Genomic DNA, 18757 nt, shown 5'->3' on the forward strand with positions numbered 1-18757 from the left:
TAATTAGCTATTTTGGATTTTAACGAATCGTTGACCGCGCTGTCCTATTTTGGAACAGCGCGGTCAAACCCCAACCGGACCGCGTAGGCGGCTCCGGCAACCCGGCCCCCGTTGCACTGCCGGAGCCGCCACCACACCCATATAAAATACCAGCAATGGTTGAATCAACAGTTACCACGCGTGCTTTCCAGTGCGCTAACGACGCCATTGGCAGTGCCAACGGATCGGGGAACGCGTTCCGCTTCGATCGAGAAAGCCCGCAGGACCTTCAGGTCTCGCGCCTCGTGCGTATCCCCGAGCCAACATTCGAAGATGTCGCCACAGCAGTGCCCAGCCTGACGCGACAGTGATTGGAACCGGTGAAACCTTGCGCCGACATGCGCGTTTTTCGCCGGCAACCTTGTCGAGGTTCCAATGCAACCTGGATGGTTCTCCAAGCCGGTGGTGGTTTCGGTCGGCGTGGCCGGCGCCACCCGCCACCTGTCCAATACACAGCAGGCCATCGAATTGCTGACGACACATTGGCGCGACGCCGGCAGCCTGAAACATCAGTCCGCGCTGCGCGCCTGCCGCCAAGCGACAAGCGGCGACGTGCCTCCCGATATCGCCAGGGAGGCTCTGATCGAGGCCGCGCGCGAGGCGCATATACTGGTCGAGTAGCCCGCGCCCCATTCACGGATCGCAACCCTCGTTCACAATTTCGTGATCGAGGGAACCGTTTGAAACGGCAGGCGTTTTTTTGCAGGCGTCTTTTTGTCAGGCAACATCAGGAGGCGTTTATGCGCATCATGAACCTCGTCACGCTCGCCCTCATCATCCTCGGCGGTCTCAACTGGCTGTCCATGGGTGTGACCGGCTATGACGTAATCGGCACGGTCCTTGGGGGCGCCATGCTGGCCCGCTTGGCCTATCTGATCATAGGCCTTGCAGCCATATGGCAGCTCATGCCGGGCTTCCAGAGCTTCACCGTTGGGGAAGTCGACGCCGAAAGGCATCTCCCGCATCACCGGTGACCGGCAAGCCGGGGCGGCGGAAAACCTGCCGCCCCGGTTGGGCACGACGCCCTTGGCTGGCTGTGTCCATCACCTGATTATCGCTGGTCTCGAACAGTGCCGCGATTGCAGTGGCAATCAAAATCCAACCGTTGCCGGACGGAGAAACGACGCCAATCTCTTTTTACGGGGCATACGGGACGTTCAGATGCCGAAGCCCAGCGCGGCGCCGTCGTCGCCTTCGATGCCGGCTTGCGGCACGATGATCGATGCCAGCGGTGCACTGAGGCGCCAGCTGAGACGGCCGGGCGAGCGCTCCAGTTGAGCCGAACCGCCCAGCGACTGCGGCGCCACCCGCTGCAAGACGACGGTGCCGAACCCCTTGCGCGCACTCTCGTCCCCCTTGTCGTCCGGGCGAGGCGTGGAAGTCTCGGTCCAGAGCAGCTGGAAGTCGCGTCCGCCCGATGCACCGACACTCCTGCCCAAGTCCTTGGCACCCAAGTCCTTGGCACCCAAGTCCTGGGTGCCGGAGCCTTGGGCGCTTGAGCCGATTGTCCAGGTGATCTCGACCTGGCCGTCTTCACTGCCCAGCGCGCCATATTTGGAGGAATTCGTGCCAAGCTCGTGGAAAGCCATGCCGAGATTCTGTACCGCATTCGACTGCAGCGTCAGGACCGGGCCGGAGAGCAGGATCTGCTCCTCGCGGCCGAAAGGCTTCAGATGTTCCTGGATCAGGTCGAACAGGCTGGCGCCGGCCCACTCCGAGGTGACGAGCAGATCATGCGAACGCGACAGCGCCATGATGCGGGCGCGGATCAGTTCCTCGAACTCCCGCGGGTCGCTCGAGCGCTTGCTCGTCTCCCTGACCATCGACAAGATGACCGCGAACTGGTTCTTGACGCGATGGTTGACCTCCCGCATCAAAAGCCTGATGCGGCGCTCGCTCTCCTTTGCGGCGGAAATGTCGCGGGCGATCTTGGAGGCGCCGACGATCTCGCCATTGGCGTTCTTGATCGGCGAAACCGTGAGCGAGACGGAGATAAGCGCGCCGTCCTTGCGCCTTCGCGTCGTCTCATAACTCGCCACGCGGTGGCCGCCGCGAACCCTGCTGATGATCTCGGTCTCCTCGCTCTTGAGGTGATCGGGAATGAGCATGAGGATCGACTGGCCGACGGCTTCCTCGGCGGTGTAGCCGAACATACGTTCAGCCGCCAGGTTCCAGCTCGTGATGATGCTGGTCAAATCCTTGCTGATGATGGCATCGAAAGAGGAATCGACGATGGCCGCGAGGCGTGCGTCGGCGGTCGCGCTCTGTTTTTCGTTGTTTGTTGCCGTCGCCGCCACGATTTCGGTCATTGGCATGAGGTAGCGCGCAAGCGGATCAAGACAATCTCCCCGGACGCAATTCACATAGGCGGCGCGCCACGGATGAAGCAAGCTTCACTCCGAAGGCCGATCGCTCGTCTTGCCGTCGCCTTCGGGCAGCACGCCGAATTCCTGCGACTTGACGCCCTGCTCGGCCGTCAGGAACCCATCCGAGGAAAGACCGCGCCGCAGCAGCTCCCGGACCGCTGCCGAGCGGCTCGGCATGCGCTTTTCGAAGCGCCAGTTTTCCAGCGCCGCCAATTCGTCCGTGGTGAGCATGATCTGCAGCCGTTCCGGGCGTTCCAGTTCAGCCATGTGCGCGCTCCTCGCTCAGGACTAAAAATACGGTGAGTTAGTATCTAACTCATTCAGCTTATAATTATGGTAACACCCATTACGCGTCAAGGCCGGCCAGTGAGCCCTCCGCACATCAAACGCATGATGCTCATCGAACGTCTGATACGCATTCCTGTAATTTCACTAACTAACTGATTTTATTTGTATATTTCACAGATTTTACTTGCCAGGCCGACACCCCGGGCGCATGCTCCAATCTGAACAGAAAACCGTTCCCTTTGGGAGGTTTCGATGCGGTACGATTACTCCATGCGCCTGCGCGATGACGTCAATTCAGCGGTCGAGAAGGCGTTCAAGACGGCCGGCATCGTCAACATTACGGTGACGGCCGAGCAGGTCAGGGTCATGAATCTGGCCGAGAATGTCGCGCTCGAGGATGTTGAATACCTGGTTTTGCAGGCTGCCCAAATGCTTGGAGCGGCAATCGAATTCGACACGTTGGGCAGCGGGTTGGTGCTGTCTGGAAACGGTGTCGAGGGTGATGAACCAGTGATCAGCCCCCTCATCCTTTCGCAGCCAGCCTCGATCCAGTGATGCCGCTCCGACGCGGCGCCCTCCGGTCGTGGCGTCGCTTCCAACATGTGAACGGATGGCTCCGGTCCGAGCCTGCACGGTGCCTGGCACCCTTGATCACAGTCGGTTGAGGTGGCGCTGGACACCTATGGCAACTGAGCACACGCTCTATATGGTGCTGCAAACCCCAAACGGAGCAGCGCAGCCATGACCCTCGCGACACGAAAACTCGGCAGCCAGGGATTGAAAGTCTCGGCCATCGGCCTCGGCTGCATGGGCATGAGCCAGTCCTACGGCCCGGCCGACGAGGCCGAGTCCATCGCCACGCTGCACCGCGCCATCGAACTTGGCTGCACCTTCCTGGATACCGCCGAGGTCTATGGCCCGCACACCAACGAGGCATTGCTCGGCCGGGCGCTGAAGGGCAAGCGCGACCAGGTGACGATCGCCACCAAATTCGGCTTCCGCATCGAAAACGGCAAGCAGCTCAGCGGCGTCGATAGCCGGCCCGAGCATATCCGTGAGGTTGTGGAAGCCTCGCTCGGCCGGCTCGCCACCGACCATATCGACCTGCTCTACCAGCACCGCGTCGACCCTGATGTGCCGATGGAGGATGTCGCCGGCGCGGTCGGCAAGCTTGTGGCCGAGGGCAAGGTGCGCTTTTTCGGCATGTCGGAGGCCGGTAGCGCCAACATCCGCCGGGCGCATGCCGTCCTTCCTGTCTCGGCGCTGCAGAGTGAATATTCGCTATGGGAGCGCAATCTGGAGCCGGAGATCATCCCGCTGCTCAAGGAGCTCGGCATTGGCCTGGTGCCCTTCTCGCCGCTCGGCCGCGGCTTCCTCACCGGTGATGTCAAGCGCGCCGAGGATTATCCGGAAGGCGACTATCGCCGCAACGACCCGCGCTACCAGGGCGAGAACTACGACGCCAATGTCGAGGCGGCCGGCACGGTGCGCGACATCGCGGCCGCCCGGGGCGTCAAGCCAGGACAGATCGCGCTGGCCTGGCTGCTCGGCAAAGGCAGCGATTTCGCTGTCGATATCGTGCCGATCCCCGGCACCAAGCGCAGAAAATATCTGGAGGAGAACGTCGCCGCCACCTCGCTGAAACTCGACGCCGCCGAAATGGCCGCGCTGGACGAGGCGCTGGCGCCAGGAAAAATCTCCGGCCCGCGCTACGGCGAGCGCGGCATGGCGATGGTCGATCGATAGCTCGTCTCGATCGCGCGGCGAAGGCCCGGCGGCAATCATTACCGGATCGGCCGATGCGGACGATCGCCAGCCGTCCATGCACGGTCGCTCCGTAAGCAGTTCCGCAAAAAGGATCTCATCGACAGCATCCCTGAATGTGATTGTCCCCGCCTGTCTCCCGAGATTTCCGCCTGTCGATTTTGCCAATTCGCCGGGAACGAAGTTTTTTCGTTGAGGTTTACCCCGCGAAGGGACTGATGCTTTCGAGGAGATCTCCCATGAAGCAAATTCTGATCACCAGCATGCTCGCGCTCGGCATCGGATGCGGTGCCGCGATTGCTCAGACACAGCCGGCTGAAACCCAGTCGGGCGGTGACGCCAATTGCGCGGCCGCTGCGGCCAACTGTCAAAAAGGCTCGAAGATGAAGATGGGCGAGCAGGCCCAGGGCAAGGCCAAGGTCCAGACTGACCAGCAGGCCCAGGGCAAGCCCAAGCTCAAGACCGACGAGCAGGCTCAGGGCAAAGCCAAGGTTCAGACGGACCAGCAGGCCGAGGGCAAGGCAAACGCGACCACCGATCAGCAGGCCCAGGGCAAGGCCAAGGTCCAGACGGACCAGCAGGCCCAGGGCAAGGCGAATGCTACCACCGATAAGCAGGCCCAGGGCAAGGCCAAGGTCCAGACGGATCAGCAGGCCGAGGGCAAGGCAAATGCTACCACCGATCAGCAGGCCCAGGGCAAGGCCAAGGTCCAGACGGATCAGCAGGCCCAGGGCAAGGCAAATGCGACCACCGACCAGCAGGCCCAGGGCAAGGCCAAGGTCCAGACGGATCAGCAGGCCGAGGGCAAGGCAAATGCTACCACCGATCAGCAGGCCCAGGGCAAGGCCTCGACACAGACTGATCAGGGGTCGACTGCTTCCATCAGCAATGTGACTGTCGAACAGAAAACCCAGATCACCCAGGTCATCAAGGAGACCCGGGTCGAGCCGGTCTCCAATATCGATTTCGACATTACTGTCGGCGTCGAGGTTCCCCGGCACAAGATCCGGCTGCATCGTCTGCCGGCGCGCATCGTCAAGATCGTACCAGCCTACGAAAGCTACGAGTATTTCGTATTGGCCGACGGTCGGATCGTCATCGTCGATCCGGATACGTTGAAGATCGTCCTTATCCTGACCTGACTTGGGCGCTCGCTCTGAAACGCCCGCCACATCCAGGTGGCGGGCGTTCTATGAAACCTGCCGATGAATCGACCGTGGCCGAACGACTGCAGAATGGGTTTCAGCGTCATGCAAGCAGAGCTGGGCAATGCCGCCAGGATTTGGCCGTCAGGACATCAAAGCTGGATTTCAGCCCCTGCCTGTTCATCGAACACGACTGAGCAGCCTCGTGCAAGCGCTACAGTGGAAAGGGCGTTTGCCACCACGTCGTCCGGCGACACGAAATCGCCGGTCAGAACCCGCAACTCTTCCACCCCTTCAGCCATCGAGACAAAATTTCCGACCACGCGATCGTGCTTGCAGGCCTCGACCACGTAAAGCAGATCGACCAGTTCGAAGCTGCGCATGTTCAGCCTCCAATAAGAATGTCCCTTGCTGGATCGTGAAACGCGTTGGCTGAACATTGTGTTCCGGCGGGCTCGAATTAACCCTGCCCCACCGCTGCGTCCGGCGCTGTTGGCGACGAACTTCAGCGCCAACGACGGCTCGTTCGGCGTGCGCCCGTCAGGGCGTCCACCATGCCATGCGCGACAAAATCCGCGCTGATGTCATGGGCGAGCGCTTGCCGTCGATCGTCAAACTCACTTCCGAATATCGGAACATTTTCGGCCCGGCGCGCCTCGCCGACATCAGCGCCGATGGGTTTTTCCCGCCTGATCTGAAGCCCTCGCTGTACATGAGGTTCTGACGCCGACGATGCGCAGCGCCTGTGGCCGTTGGAATTTTGCCGTTGCTTGGGTTATGATCAGCCGGATGCTTCCCTCTGGAAATGGCGGTGAAGGCATGTTGCGGAAGAGCTTTTCCAGCTATTTGAGGCAGGGCCTCCTGCTCGCGTTCCTGGCCACGTTCAGCACGCTCTGGCTCGCCCAGGCCCACGCCGAGCGGCGTGCGGCCATTGTCGTCGGCAACAGCGAATATCCGTTTGCCCCGCTGACCAATCCCCGCAACGACGCCAAGCTCATCGCCAATACCTTGACCGAGCTCAAATTCGACGTCCTGCTCTTTTATGATGTCAAGAAATCGGCGGAGAAAGACCTGAACGACGCGATACGCGCGCATCTCATAGGCGCCGACATGGCGGTCTTCTATTACGCCGGCCATGCCTTGCAGTATAACGGCCAGAACCTGCTGCTCCCCGTCGATACCCGGATCTCGTCGGCCAAGGACGTCGCGGCCGACGCCATGAGGCTCAACGATCTGATCGACATCGTGAAGAACGATCCGGTCGGGGTGAAAGTCTTCATCCTCGATGCCTGCCGCAACAATCCGGTTGCCAAGGAGAAGGGGTTGCAGCAAGGCCTCGCCTACACGGAGGCCGGCAGCGGCCAGGTGCTGGTCGCCTTTGCCACCAGCGCCGGTGAGGTCGCTTATGACGGGACGGGCATCAACAGCCCCTATTCGTCGGCGCTCGCCAACGCCCTGCTCATGCCCAATCTCGATGTGTACGACACGTTCCGCACGGTGCGGGGCGACGTTCGCCAGGCGACAGCCGGCTCACAAATTCCCTGGATCACCGGCTCGATCGAAACGAAATTCGTCTTCCGGCAGGGTGACGCCGGCAAGCAGGTTGCGCAAGCCGAGCACGCCGCCGAAGCGAATGGCGGCCTGACCATCGATGAGGTGTTATGGTCCTTCATCAGCGACAGCCAGAATCCGGAGGACTTCGAGCGCTTTGTGAAGGTCTTTCCCAATAGCCGCTACGCGGCCGAGGCGACGGAGAAGAGCCGCTTCAAGGTGGCTGCGTTGACCAAGCGCGGACTCTACGTCAACGGCAATCTGGTCTCCAGCTCGATCGCGGCGGTGGCGCCGGTCGAGGCGAGTGACAAGGCGTTGAGCGAGGAGTTCGTGTTCCAGCAGGCCGGCGAGCGCGCCGTCAGCGAGACCTTTCGTATTTGGCCGAGCAACCTGCCCGACACGCAGCGCGGCATGCGGACGATGGTGACGGATTGCGATCTCTACGCCGCCGATCCCAACGATCCACAGCGCGCCGTGCCTGGTGTCACCAACGGGCTCGTCAATGTTCGGGACGCGTTGCGCGCTTGCGCTTTTGCACTGGCGGCCGACATCAACAACCCGCGCCTGCAGTTCCAGTTCGGCCGTGTTCTGGAAATTGCCAGGCGCTACAGCTGGGCCGAGCATTTCTACGAATTGGCCGGCAATCAGCAATACAGCGCCGCGCTCATCAATATGGGCTACATGGCGCGCGTCGGCATGGGGCGGGAGATCGACTACGGCCGCGCGTTCGACTTTTACGTTCGGGCCGCTGCGCTTGGCAATCTCAGAGCCAGGACCGATATCGGCTCCGCCTATATTGCTGGCCAAGGCGTACCAAAGCTGCCGCAGGAAGGCGTTCTTTGGTATCGCCTGGCCGCATCAAGTGGCTGGGCGAATGCGATCACGGCGCTCGGCGACGCTTACCGCCTCGGCACTGGTGTGAAGCAAGACTATGTCCAGGCGGCCTCCTTGTATTCAGCAGCGGCCGATACCGGCCAGATCGATGCGATGGCTAATCTGGGACAGGCGTATCTCGCGGGCGAAGGCGTGAAAAAGGACGTGCCACGAGGACTCGAACTGTTGCAGCGCGCAAACGACATGGGCAACAGGTACGCACCGTATTTTATGGCGCAGCTGTATCTGAAAGGCGACCGCAAGCTGGCTGCCGATCCTCGCCGCGCCTTGACCCTCCTCGAGCTTTCCGCAAACCGGGGAAATGAGTACGCCTACGTCCGTCTCGCCTGGGGGCATCGCGACGGGCTATTCACCGGCAAGCCTGACCTGCGCCGAGCCTACTTCGACGCCTCGCTCGCCGCGAGGCTTCGGGCCGATCAGGGAGAACAGGCGAAGGCGGAGATAGCCAAGAAAATAGACCCCGCGACTCGAAAAGAAATAGACGGAGAAGTTGAACTATATATCAAACAGAATGGTCCGTAACGCGTGATAGACGTTGCGCGATATTCGAGATGATTGCGTTATCAGAAACCAAAGACCGCGCTGGTAGTTGGTGGCGAACAAGGCGGCGGATCAATAGTGGGAATCGCCGCGCTTCGAACTCGATTTGTCGGGTTGAGGCGTACTTACCTTGGTGACCTTGGTGAGCTTGGTGACCTTGGCGCACCGTCCATCCTTCAGCGAAAAACCGAAATCGCAGAGGATGGGCCTTCCTGCAATCGTCCAGCATCCGCTCAGCATGACTGAGGTCGAAACCAAGGCGGCGGCCGAAGCCATCTTTGCCAGCAGCAATCTTGCCATTTGCGTCGCTCCAGCCTCGACCAAAACGGCCGCGGCATCGCATCAGGACTTTCAACGTCACGCCGTAACAAGAAAATACGCCTACTGCCCTATAGTCAAGGGGAACGCAGGCGAGTGTGCCAGTCCTGCTTACTGACGGACTGCCCACCGAGTTTGACGAAGGCATGTAACCGGAGTGTGCCGCCGTTGCGGGGCTTTCTCGCCAGGGCCGTGCAGGTTGCAGCTCAACGACAATGCGTCGGCATCACACGGCGCGGTGCTCCGGCCTGAACGTTTGACACGTACAAATCGCCATTGGTAGATTCCTCCATCCCTCATGTGAGCGCCATCCAGATGAGAAAGCTCAAGGAACTCTTCCTTCGAAAGGATAAGCAGGATCCGGGAGATGAAGGTCCGGGGAATATTTATGTATACAAATCCAAAGAAGAAATTTCGACAATTATCGTTACGACTTTAGGTGTCGATCCTGACCTTCTCGAAGAAATCATTGTTACGACCAAGCGCAAGCTCTCAGGAAAGAGCGACCGGCTCATCTATCTGACCGACAATTCGGACTTCACGATATTCCGCCGCCACGGTGTGATTTTCGAGTATCTGCCTCCATTGGTTGAGCAGCGGCTGCACGCAGCCGACATGCCCTGGCAGGCTTATTTGCGGGAGCACTGGGGGCTCCTTCTTGCAAAATGGCGCCCCCGCCGTGTCCTGGCTTACGGCACGACTATCGACAGTTTCCTGGCGGCGGCACCGACGGCATCCGTCCGCAACGCCCCGGACATGCCCAGATCATGAGGCTGGACATTCTGTTTGTCGCTGATGTCCGCTTCGAAGGCGGCACCTCCACGGCGCTCGCCGTGGAAATCCGTGCGGCCGCCCGCGCGGGTTTCAAGACAGGCTTGCTGGCCGTGAAGGGACCATTGCTGCGTAACCCCTACCCTATGCATCCCGACTTGCGGGCACTGATTGATGGCGGCGCGACAGAACGGATCGACCCGGACACGAAGGTCGACGCCGACCTCGTCCTCGTGCACCATCCGGCGATAATGTCCAACCGCTTCACCAGGCGGACCGGCATCCGGACCGAACGCATGGTCATGGTTCTCCATCATCCCATGGTCGACCGGCGGGGCAAGCTGCAGTACGACCTCGCGCGCATCGTAAGCAATTGCCGTTGGGCGTTTGGCGTCAAGGTTTGGCTCGCCACCGTCAGCGCCGTCGTTCGCGATGCCTTGCCCCGTCATTTGCCTGCGGGCGCGGAACTCCTGCCTGAAAACTGGACCAATCTGATCGATCTCGACGACTGGCCTCGCAGGCCGGACGGCCCGCCGCACAATCCGGTCATCATCGGCCGCCATGCCCGCCCGGACAAATTGAAATGGCCGAGCAGGGCCGCCGACGCGCTGCGTATCTATCCTGCCGACGCAGCCCGCTACAGCATCAGGATCCTGGGCGGCGGTCCCTTCCTTAGGGAACTCTATGGTCCGCTGCCGGCAAACTGGGAAATACTGCCCTTTGCATGGACCGGCATTGCCGGGTTTCTCCAAGGGCTCGATTTCTATGTCTACTACCACAGCGATTCCTGGTCGGAGGCTTTTGGCCGCACGATCCTCGAAGCGCTGGCGGTAGGGCTCGTCACGATTCTCCCCGCGCACTTCCAGCCATTGTTCGGTGACGCGGCAGTCTATGCGGCGCCGAGAGATGTCGAGGGCGTCATCGGCAAATTCATCACCGACGCGGATGCCTACGCGCGGCAATCGGCGTTGGCCAGGGAGTTCGTTGCCCGCTACCATTCCGCAGAGCTTTTCCCGCAACGCCTTGAGAGGCTGTTCAACATTTCCAAACCGCGGGATGCGGCGGCCGTGCGGGCGTCGACGATCCAGCCTTTGCCGATACGTCAGGTGCTGTTTGCATCGTCCAACGGCATCGGAATGGGGCATCTCGCGCAGCAGCTGGCTGTCGCCCAGCGACTGCCGCGAGGGCTGAAGCCCGTTTTTGCGACGATGTCCTACGCCATGAAAATTGCAGCCGAGGAGGGTTATCACGCTCACTTCCTGACCCATCACCGCGGCATCGATGCCGCGCCCGTGGACTGGAACGACGTGCTTGCCGAAGAACTGTTCGACCTGATCAGTCATCTGCGTCCAGCGGTATTTGCCTATGACGCCACAGCTGTCTTCGACGGTGTCGTCGCAGCCCTGGCCATGGACCCCAACCTGTTCTCGATCTGGGTCCGTCGACCGATGTGGCGGGAATCGCACCGCCCGTTCCTTGAGATGGCGGACGCTTTCGACGCTGTTATAGAGCCCGGCGAACTGGCCGATGAATTCGATCACGGCCCCACGTCGGAAGTGCGCGATAAGGTTCTGTTGGTTCCGCCAGTGTTGTTGCTGGAGCCAAATCAGCGCCTGGACAGGGCCGCCGCGCGCAACTTCCTCGAAATACCCGATGGCATGACCGTCGTCGCCCTGCAACTCGGCTCCGGCAGCAATTTCGACATGCGCGGCGTCCGCAACGGCGTTCTCAAGGCCGTGCTTGACCGTCCCGATACGCTGGTGCTGGACATCCGCTCGCCGATCCGCGCCGATTTCGAGTCGGACGAGCCGGTCGGGCCGAGGCATCGCATCGTCGAGCTGTTCCCGAGTTTCAACTACAGCCGGGCATTCGACGCCGCGGTCGTCGCGCCTGGCTACAACACGTTCCATGAGAACATCCTTGGCGCGGTGCCGACCTTGTTCGTGCCCAACGAGAGCGACGAGATGGACCTGCAGCTCAACCGCGCCCGCTGGGCAGAGCTTGGCGGTTTTGGCCTGCTGATGCGCCGCGACCATGACCTTCCGCATGTCGACCGCTTCATCGAACAGCTGCTCGACCCCACCGAGCGCGAAGGAATGGCGGCGCGCTGCGAGGCGGTCCCCTGGACCAACGGCGCTGACGTCATCGCGAACTATATCGAAGACCATGCCAGGATGGTCCGAACTGACTGGGACATCACCAAGGATAGCTGATGTGTAGCGCTGCACCGAGGAACGGCACTCTTGAAACAAGCCAGCCTTCGACGCCGTCGCCCCCTGGACCTCCAGCGCCTGCGCCAGCATCGCCGCGGCGTGCCCGGCGCGCGCCGGCAGCCAGAGTTCAGATGTCAGGATTGTCGAGAATGCGAGACAGCGTGCTGCGCCCCAGCGCACTCATGGCGGGGTTGGTGCGACGGTAATACCAGACGAGGCCCATGGCCTGCTGGAACGCCCAGGCAGCACCGCGCTTCCATAAGAGGTCCTCGACTTGAAGGCCGCTCCGAAAGGTCGCCCTTCGCTCGCGGTCGAGAAGATGCCACGCGACCGCCAGATCCAGCGACGGATCGGCCGGCCCGAAACTGCCACTATCAAGCACGCCGACAAGACGCTCGCCCTGCACGAGAAGGTTTGGCGGGATAAGGTCCTTGTGGCTCATCACGACGGGCTCAGCGGCGGGCAACTCCCGCAACCGGGCCCACAGATCGCGCAGTCGAGCCACATCGAGAAGGCCCTCGCTGTTTTCAAAGCAGACAGCCATCCAATCGTCATGATCGGGGAGATGTCCGCCACGTCCTTGCCCGTCGAAGCGTCGGCCCCGTGTGTCCGCCTGGCGCAACGACGCCACGAGGCTTGCAAGGTCGAGGGCGAAAATCGCCGATCCACTGAGCCCGTTCGGCGTGGCAACCTCGCCTTCGATCCACGTTTGCACTGCCCATGGCATTGGATATCGAGGACCGGGCTGGCCGAGCCCAATCGGTTGCGGCGTAGGAAACAGGCAATGCTGTCCAATCTCGACCATGGCGGCGGCCTCCGAACGAAGCATATCGGCGCATTCGGTCGGCTTCATCGCCCGCAGCGGGAACCGCGCAGCGCTCTTTGAGCCAATGCGGAAGATGGCGTTGACGGTTCCCGACGATCCGACCGAGGTGACGTCCTCATGACGATACTGGGGAAACTGATCGCGGATCATCTGGCGGGCGATATCGATGTCGATATCCACCTGATCGTCATGCATCATGAGTTCTCATCCTGCCGAGCTCGGCATCAAGGGCAAAAGCACCGACCTACAGTAGCTGACGTCAAGGTTGAAGCAGGTGTCGATCAGATTCCAATCGCCCTTCTATCATCGCCAGCAGGTCACTCGGAGGAAACAGGCGACAAGAATGCAGCTGATATAGTATAAAGAGTCCACGGCATATTGTCTCAGAGGCGCATCGATATGCCCACAAGATATGTTCGAGTTTATTTAACTTTGCAGCTTTGTGAATCCCGTTAACAGGAGGGGCAACGGATCATGCCAAACGAGCAAACGTCAATTGACCCAGGCGCAGCCGAAACGCAACTCGGCCCGAGTGTATCGGTGCAAGTCAACCCCGAGGATTCCGTACCTTTCCGGCCGGAGCCGGTGTTCATCTCGCTCGGCCTGAAACGAGATGTTTTCGTGGGATTCTCGGGCGGTAACGCGGCACCGAATCCCGATCCGATGGGCATCCCGCCGGTAGACCTGAAGACCGAGAACGGACTGCTGAAGGCCTTCCTGCTGCTCGGATTCGAACCGGGCCCGGACACAACCCCATTCGGGTTTTCGATGCCAGCAATCTTCCGCGCTTCAGCCGCGTTCAGAGAAACCGTCGACCTGCCCGGCCTCAATGTCCCCATGCCTCCGGCTGTCATTGGCCAACAACCTCCAGTGATCAAGCCGGGCATGATTCAGAATTACATGGCTCTCCAGGCCAATTTCTTTCAAATGTCGCTGGCTCCGCTTCAGGCGAAGCTCAGGGAGGCGCGTGTTCCGTTTACGCAGGGCGGCATACCCGCGCCGGAGGACCTTCGGCCACAGCTCTTCCTGGTCGAGCAATATCAGCTTGCTAGCTTTCGCGGAGACCTGGCGCGGGATGATCTGGTCGACTCCATCAGCCTGTCGCCCGGCGGCTCGATGACCTACAAGGTGATCATCAAGAAGCGAACATCGGCGAGCAACGAGCTGACCTCCACCGTGTTGGACAGTCAGGACCGCGAAGCGAAAGACAATTTCAACAAGCAGCTCAAGGATACCGCCGACAAAAGGTCCGGCACGAACAACTATGATTATGGATTCGAAGGGAGTTTCCATGGGGAGGCTTCGGTCGAAATCGGCGGAGGCAGCGCGGACGCCCGGGTTCATGCGCGCGGATCGACCAATGAGGTTCGACAGGATTTTGCGGAATCGACCACATCCGCCATCGATTCCCAAGTGTCCGAGACGAACCGTTCCCGCAAGCAGAGCATAGAAACCGGGAGAGAGGACACCCAGACTGACGAGCAAACCGAGAGCGTCAGGGAAAAGACGGCGCATAACCCGACGGCGCAGCCTGTGAATGTCGGAATTTTCCTGCTCAAGGAAGAGTTCGTTTCCGTTCTCAGCCTGGTCGATGTCGAGATTGCCTATCGCAATGGCGATGCGAACCAGGACCGTCAGGTGCCGTTGCGCAAGCTTGGCGAACTGCTGGATGCCGTGATCGAGCGCCCCGAGGATCGCACGGAGATTGCCGCGACAATCAAGGCGCTCCTTGAAGGGATCGCCGACTACCAGGATGAAATTCGCAGTATCGTCAAGCCGGACCCGAGCAGTCCGCTTGGCTTCAGCCGCGATGCGCAACTGAGATCGGAATATCGGCTTCTGAAGTCGGACGGGACCTTGCGGCGGACGTTTTCGGTGAAAGGCATCCCGATACGCGGCTGCGAAAGGTCGTTGCGCCGGCCGAATATCACGGTCGAGCTGCCGATCGCCGGAATATGATCCGCTGGGCGACGGGATGCCGCGCAAAGCCGTTGTGAGCGCCTTTGCCGGCAGGTCCGCCTGGGCCAGCGCGCTCGCAACTATCGGTTTTCACCCCTAGCTTGCCGCCGCGGCCGGCACCTTCCTTGGCGCGGCGCGCGGCCGGCGCATGCGCCGTTTGGCGACGAGCTTCAGCGCCACCGGCGGCTCGTTCGACAGCGCGCCGGTCACCGCGTCGACCATGCCGTGGGCGACGAAATCCGCGTTGATGTCCTGGGCGAGCTTGTCGGCGGCTTCCTTGTCTCCGTTGCCGGTCTCCGACCAGAACACGATGCCCACCCGTAGCGCCGCCTTCGCGCGCTTCAGCCGGCGGACCAGGAAGCGGGCGTGCTTGACTGAATCGCGGTTGAGGAAGCCGACCACCACTGTGTCGATGGTTTCGAGCTCCAGGCGGCGAATGCTGGCAGGTTCCATGTCGGCAAATCCGGCCTTCGACGCGGTCGCCCCCTGGACCTCCAGCACCTGCGCCAGCATCGCGGCAGCGGCATCGTCGAGTTCGCCGCGCCCGCCGGCGCAAAGCAGCGACATGCCGGTGCCGTCGGGCAGTTCGGCCTCGTCCTCGTCGGCGGCATCGCCGGGCTCGCCCGCTTCCGGGCTTTCGTCCTCGGCCGCTTCCTCCTTGGCATCGTCTTCGAGATTGGCCACCAGCGCGAGCGCACTGGCCGCCACTTGCCGTCGCTGCAGGTCGCCCATGACGCCGCGCACACGATCGCGCTCGCCCAGCAGCAGGGCCGGAATGGCCACCTTGTCGTAGAATTCGACCAGATATTTCTCCTCGAGCATTTCCTCGGCATGATCGGTGGCCTCGTCCGGGTCGCCGGCCAGAAGCCGCTGGTAGAGCCGAGCATGCGGTTCCAGCACCGGCTCGTTGCCGAACAGCACGTCGAGGAATTCAAACTGCGGCACGTGCCTGCCAAGCACCACGAGGCAGACGGTGAGCGGCGTCGACAGGACGAGGCCGAGCGGCCCCCACAGCCACGTCCAGAAGATGGCAGCAACGATGATCGCCAACGGCGACAGCCCGGTTCGCGAGCCGTACAGCCAGGGCTCGACGACATTGCCCGTGACCAGTTCCATCACCACGAACAGGGCAGCAGTCCACAACACCAGCGACCAGCCGGGCGCCACGGCCAGTGCCAGGAACAGCGGCAAAAGCATGCCGATGGCCGGACCGATATAGGGAACGAACCGCAATGCCAGCGCCAGCATCCCCCACAACAGCGCATTGGGAATGCCGAGGATCCACAGCCCGATCGCAATCGGTATGGCGTAGACGATGTTGACGACCAGTTGCATGAGCAGGTAGCGGCCCACCCGCTTGGCTGCATCCTGAAGCGCCTCGGTGGTGCGGTGAAGGTCGCCATAGCCGACAAGCCTGATGAAGCGGTCGCGCAAATCCTCCCGTTCGAGCAGCATGAAGATGACGACGACGATGATCAGTCCGGCCGATCCGAGCGGACTGATCAGCGGGCCGACGATGTTCTGCAGGACTTCGAGCGGCCTTTCGCGCGCCACGATCTCGACCGGCACCGGCTCGCGCGGCGGCTTGTCCGCGGTGGCGGCCGGCAATGTGGCGTCCTGCCGGTCGATCTCCTGGCCGACACGCTCGACCACGCTGCTCAATCTGGCGATGATACCGCCGCCGACGCCGGTTTCCTTGAGCGAGCGGATCTTGGCCAGGATGTTGGTCTGGTAGACCGGAATGTTCTGCGCCAGTTCGCTGACCTGCGTGGCGACGACGAAGCTGAACAAGGCAAGTGCCGCGAAGGCGCTGAGCACGCTGGCGATGACGGCGGCGATGCGGGGAATGCCGACCCGTTTGAGCGCCGAGACAAACGGCGCCAGCGCGAACGTCAAAAGCAGGGCGATCGCGATCGGCAGGAACACCTCGCGGCCGAAATACAGCGCCGCCACCGTTGTGACGGTGGTGGCCACATTGGGCAACGCGGTTCGCGGATGGGGCGCGGCAGCCGCAAGAATATCGTCCAGCCCATGCGCCTCGGACGCCGTCCCGTTTCGACGATTGGCCGCCACTTGATGTCTCTCCCCCTGCCAGCGGCCATGGTCTGACATATTGAGCCGGCGTGCAACATTTGCCGGCAGACCGCTGGTTACCCTTCAATTCCGGGCGGGTCAGTATGTTCCCTACGGCCCGAGGTATTGGCGAGAAGCACCTTTATCCGCCCATCGGGATTCTCGGGCCAAGGCCGGCGGCAAGCGTGGCGTGACGCTGAACAGAGCCGATCAGCGCGCCGCATGCCTGGCCAGCGCGTGCTCGATCAGCACGTCGATCACCTGACTGTAGCCGATGCCGATCGCCGCCAGCGCCTTGGCGTACATCGAGATGTCGGTGAAGCCGGGCAGCGTGTTGACCTCGTTGACCAGCAGCGAACCGTCGGCGCGCAGGAAGAAGTCGACGCGCGCCATGGCCTCGCAGCCGAGCGCCCGGAAAGCCCGCGCGGCCATCTCGCTCGTCCTGGCAACGACATCCGCCGGGACATCGGCGGGCACCTTGACCAGCGCGCCGTCGGCGTCGAAATACTTCGCTTCGTAGGTGTAGAACCCATGCTTGTCGGCCGGAATGATCTCGCCGGGCGGCGAAACCGTCAGCGAACCGTCGGCCCGCTCCAGCACCGAACACTCGATCTCGCGGCCGTCGACGAACTCCTCGATCAGCGCCTTGCTGTCATAGCGCAAAGCCGTTTCGACGGCCTGTTCGAAGCCATCCCTGTCATGCACCTTGCTCACCCCGAAGGACGAGCCCTGGCGCGCCGGCTTGGCGAAGAAGGGCAGCCCAAGCGCCCCGGCAATCTCCTGGAACGAACCGACATCGCCGCGTCGCACGGTGACCGAGCGGGCAACGGCAAGCCCTGCCTCGCGTAGCAGCCGCTTGGCGACATCCTTGTCCATGGCGGCGGCGGAAGCCAGGACGCCGCAGCCGACATAGGCGACATCGGCAACCTCGGCATAGCCTTGCACCGAACCGTCCTCGCCGAACGGCCCATGCAGCACGGGAAAGACGACATCGACAGGGTCAGGCTGTTCGCCGCTCTCGGTGAGAGCCACCAGCCGGCCCTTGCCGCCTGGCAGCAGGGCTACCTCCACGCCATCCTCAGACACCGGAGCCCCTGCCCCGTCGGCGCCGGCCTCGGACGAAGGCTGCAGCCGCCATCTGCCATCCCTGGAAATGGCGATCGGCACCACCTGGTAGCGCGTCCGGTCGATCGCCTTCAGCACATTGGCCGCCGACAGCCGCGACACGTCATGCTCGGCCGAGCGCCCGCCATAGAGGATGGCGACCCTGGTCTTTTCAGTCATTGAAACCCCTTAGAAATCAAATGGTGACGGCAATGCCGCGATTGGCAAAGAAACGATCGAAATCGGCTGGCGATAACACTGCGTTGGCCTGTGTGGCGCTGGTATGGCCGGATGGGTTGTGGAAGCGAAAACCATCATCCGACGCCGCCGTCACCAGCACCAGATGGCCGCCCTTCGACGGCGGCTCGCGCTCGGGCCAGCGGATCGAACTGCTGACCGAGGCGATGAAGAAGCGTGAGCGGGCGAGGATCGCCGGAATGTCCGACGTCGCGACATTGGTCATCACCTGCGCCTCCAGGCCGAACTCCGCCTTCACGAAAGTGACGAAGGGCGCGTAGATCAGGCCCCTGATCGAGCCTTCGTTGACCACATAGCCGCCATATCGGGTGCAGCGTCTCGCCAAGTCGATCGTCGGCACGATCTCGCCGCGCGTGGCCAGGATCATTTTCAGGCACGCCATGCCGCAGATGTTGGCGGCCCAGACCGCATATTCGTCTGGTGTTTCCGCTCCCGACCCCCGCCACAGCGGATCGCGCCGCAGCGCCACATCAGCGCCATCGGCGAGCACGGCCAGCGTCATGTCAGGCGTTTCCCACTGGCTGAAAAACGGCACGGTTTCGGGCGATGTATCCATGGAACTCCGCGGCTGGGTTTCCATCTCGTATCGAGGATGTCGGACAAAAGGAAGGCCACCTGGTCAGTGCTTCGAATTGGTGCTGGTGCGCC

General features: G+C 61.9%; 18 protein-coding genes. 10 read left to right on the top strand and 8 right to left on the bottom strand.

Features of this window, described 5'->3' with window-relative positions; all coding sequences use genetic code 11:
* Positions 1 to 414 precede the first annotated feature (414 nt).
* Together D3242_RS31240 and D3242_RS31245 are read left to right on the top strand one after the other, a co-directional pair.
* Positions 415 to 660 carry a DUF982 domain-containing protein gene (locus tag D3242_RS31240; protein ID WP_064981768.1) on the top strand — a complete coding sequence of 82 codons (246 nt, stop codon included), beginning with the start codon at positions 415 to 417 and terminating at the stop codon, positions 658 to 660.
* A 119-nt stretch (positions 661 to 779) separates the two neighbouring features.
* A complete protein-coding gene (locus D3242_RS31245; RefSeq protein ID WP_019859308.1) occupies positions 780 to 1013 on the top strand; it encodes a DUF378 domain-containing protein in 234 nt (77 codons plus the stop codon).
* 183 nt (positions 1014 to 1196) lie between these two features.
* Here the strand turns inward: D3242_RS31245 and D3242_RS31250 are convergent, their stop codons facing one another.
* A complete protein-coding gene (locus D3242_RS31250) occupies positions 1197 to 2354 on the bottom strand; it encodes a sensor histidine kinase (protein ID WP_019859309.1) in 1158 nt (385 codons plus the stop codon).
* 78 nt (positions 2355 to 2432) lie between these two features.
* A complete protein-coding gene (locus tag D3242_RS31255; protein ID WP_064981770.1) occupies positions 2433 to 2672 on the bottom strand; it encodes a hypothetical protein in 240 nt (79 codons plus the stop codon).
* Positions 2673 to 2963: 291 nt separating this feature from the next.
* Between D3242_RS31255 and D3242_RS31260 the strand changes: the two genes are divergently transcribed.
* The 3 genes from D3242_RS31260 (at position 2964) to D3242_RS31270 (ending at position 5599) form a co-directional block, all read left to right on the top strand.
* The gene (locus tag D3242_RS31260; protein ID WP_223217711.1) at positions 2964 to 3248 is read left to right on the top strand and encodes a hypothetical protein; all 285 of its coding nucleotides are present in this window, start codon (positions 2964 to 2966) and stop codon (positions 3246 to 3248) included.
* Between the two features lie 186 nt (positions 3249 to 3434).
* On the top strand, positions 3435 to 4439 hold the full coding sequence (locus D3242_RS31265; RefSeq protein ID WP_064981773.1) for an aldo/keto reductase: 1005 nt from the start codon (positions 3435 to 3437) through the stop codon (positions 4437 to 4439).
* A 257-nt stretch (positions 4440 to 4696) separates the two neighbouring features.
* Complete coding sequence (locus D3242_RS31270) at positions 4697 to 5599, top strand: DUF1236 domain-containing protein (protein ID WP_064981775.1); 903 nt, start codon at positions 4697 to 4699, stop codon at positions 5597 to 5599.
* Between the two features lie 155 nt (positions 5600 to 5754).
* On the opposite strand, the gene D3242_RS31275 is transcribed toward D3242_RS31270, so the two are convergent.
* Entirely contained in the window at positions 5755 to 5985 is a 231-nt protein-coding gene (locus D3242_RS31275; protein WP_064981777.1) for a hypothetical protein, read from the bottom strand.
* Positions 5986 to 6161: 176 nt separating this feature from the next.
* On the opposite strand from D3242_RS31275, the gene D3242_RS33755 reads away from it, so the two are divergent.
* The gene (locus D3242_RS33755; RefSeq protein WP_019859315.1) at positions 6162 to 6326 is read left to right on the top strand and encodes a hypothetical protein; all 165 of its coding nucleotides are present in this window, start codon (positions 6162 to 6164) and stop codon (positions 6324 to 6326) included.
* 95 nt (positions 6327 to 6421) lie between these two features.
* Entirely contained in the window at positions 6422 to 8569 is a 2148-nt protein-coding gene (locus D3242_RS31280) for a caspase family protein (protein WP_064981967.1), read from the top strand.
* A gap of 90 nt (positions 8570 to 8659) precedes the next feature.
* Here D3242_RS31280 and D3242_RS31285 read toward each other — a convergent pair whose 3' ends face one another.
* Positions 8660 to 8887 carry a hypothetical protein gene (locus tag D3242_RS31285; protein ID WP_064981779.1) on the bottom strand — a complete coding sequence of 76 codons (228 nt, stop codon included), beginning with the start codon at positions 8885 to 8887 and terminating at the stop codon, positions 8660 to 8662.
* 333 nt (positions 8888 to 9220) lie between these two features.
* Between D3242_RS31285 and D3242_RS31290 the strand changes: the two genes are divergently transcribed.
* A complete protein-coding gene (locus tag D3242_RS31290) occupies positions 9221 to 9676 on the top strand; it encodes a hypothetical protein (RefSeq protein ID WP_147377513.1) in 456 nt (151 codons plus the stop codon).
* Positions 9673 to 11889 (top strand): glycosyltransferase family protein, encoded by a 2217-nt coding sequence (locus D3242_RS31295; RefSeq protein WP_064981783.1) that lies wholly within the window; start codon positions 9673 to 9675, stop codon positions 11887 to 11889. The genes D3242_RS31290 and D3242_RS31295 overlap by 4 nt, the downstream gene beginning before the upstream one ends.
* A gap of 127 nt (positions 11890 to 12016) precedes the next feature.
* Here D3242_RS31295 and D3242_RS31305 read toward each other — a convergent pair whose 3' ends face one another.
* Entirely contained in the window at positions 12017 to 12913 is an 897-nt protein-coding gene (locus D3242_RS31305; RefSeq protein ID WP_171880378.1) for an aminoglycoside phosphotransferase family protein, read from the bottom strand.
* Positions 12914 to 13189: 276 nt separating this feature from the next.
* Here D3242_RS31305 and D3242_RS31310 point away from each other — a divergent pair, with 276 nt between their 5' ends.
* Positions 13190 to 14674, top strand: coding sequence for a hypothetical protein (locus D3242_RS31310; protein WP_147377514.1), 1485 nt, complete (start codon positions 13190 to 13192; stop codon positions 14672 to 14674).
* 96 nt (positions 14675 to 14770) lie between these two features.
* Here the strand turns inward: D3242_RS31310 and D3242_RS31315 are convergent, their stop codons facing one another.
* The 3 genes from D3242_RS31315 to D3242_RS31325 form a co-directional block, all read right to left on the bottom strand.
* A complete protein-coding gene (locus D3242_RS31315; RefSeq protein ID WP_064981787.1) occupies positions 14771 to 16747 on the bottom strand; it encodes an AI-2E family transporter in 1977 nt (658 codons plus the stop codon).
* Between the two features lie 210 nt (positions 16748 to 16957).
* Positions 16958 to 18031, bottom strand: a complete 1074-nt coding sequence (locus D3242_RS31320) for a D-alanine--D-alanine ligase family protein (RefSeq protein ID WP_064981789.1) — start codon at positions 18029 to 18031, stop codon at positions 16958 to 16960.
* Positions 18032 to 18047: 16 nt separating this feature from the next.
* Entirely contained in the window at positions 18048 to 18665 is a 618-nt protein-coding gene (locus D3242_RS31325) for a C39 family peptidase (protein WP_064981792.1), read from the bottom strand.
* Positions 18666 to 18757: the final 92 nt, after the last annotated feature.

Source organism: Mesorhizobium jarvisii, assembly GCF_003601985.1.
Taxonomy (GTDB): domain Bacteria; phylum Pseudomonadota; class Alphaproteobacteria; order Rhizobiales; family Rhizobiaceae; genus Mesorhizobium; species Mesorhizobium jarvisii.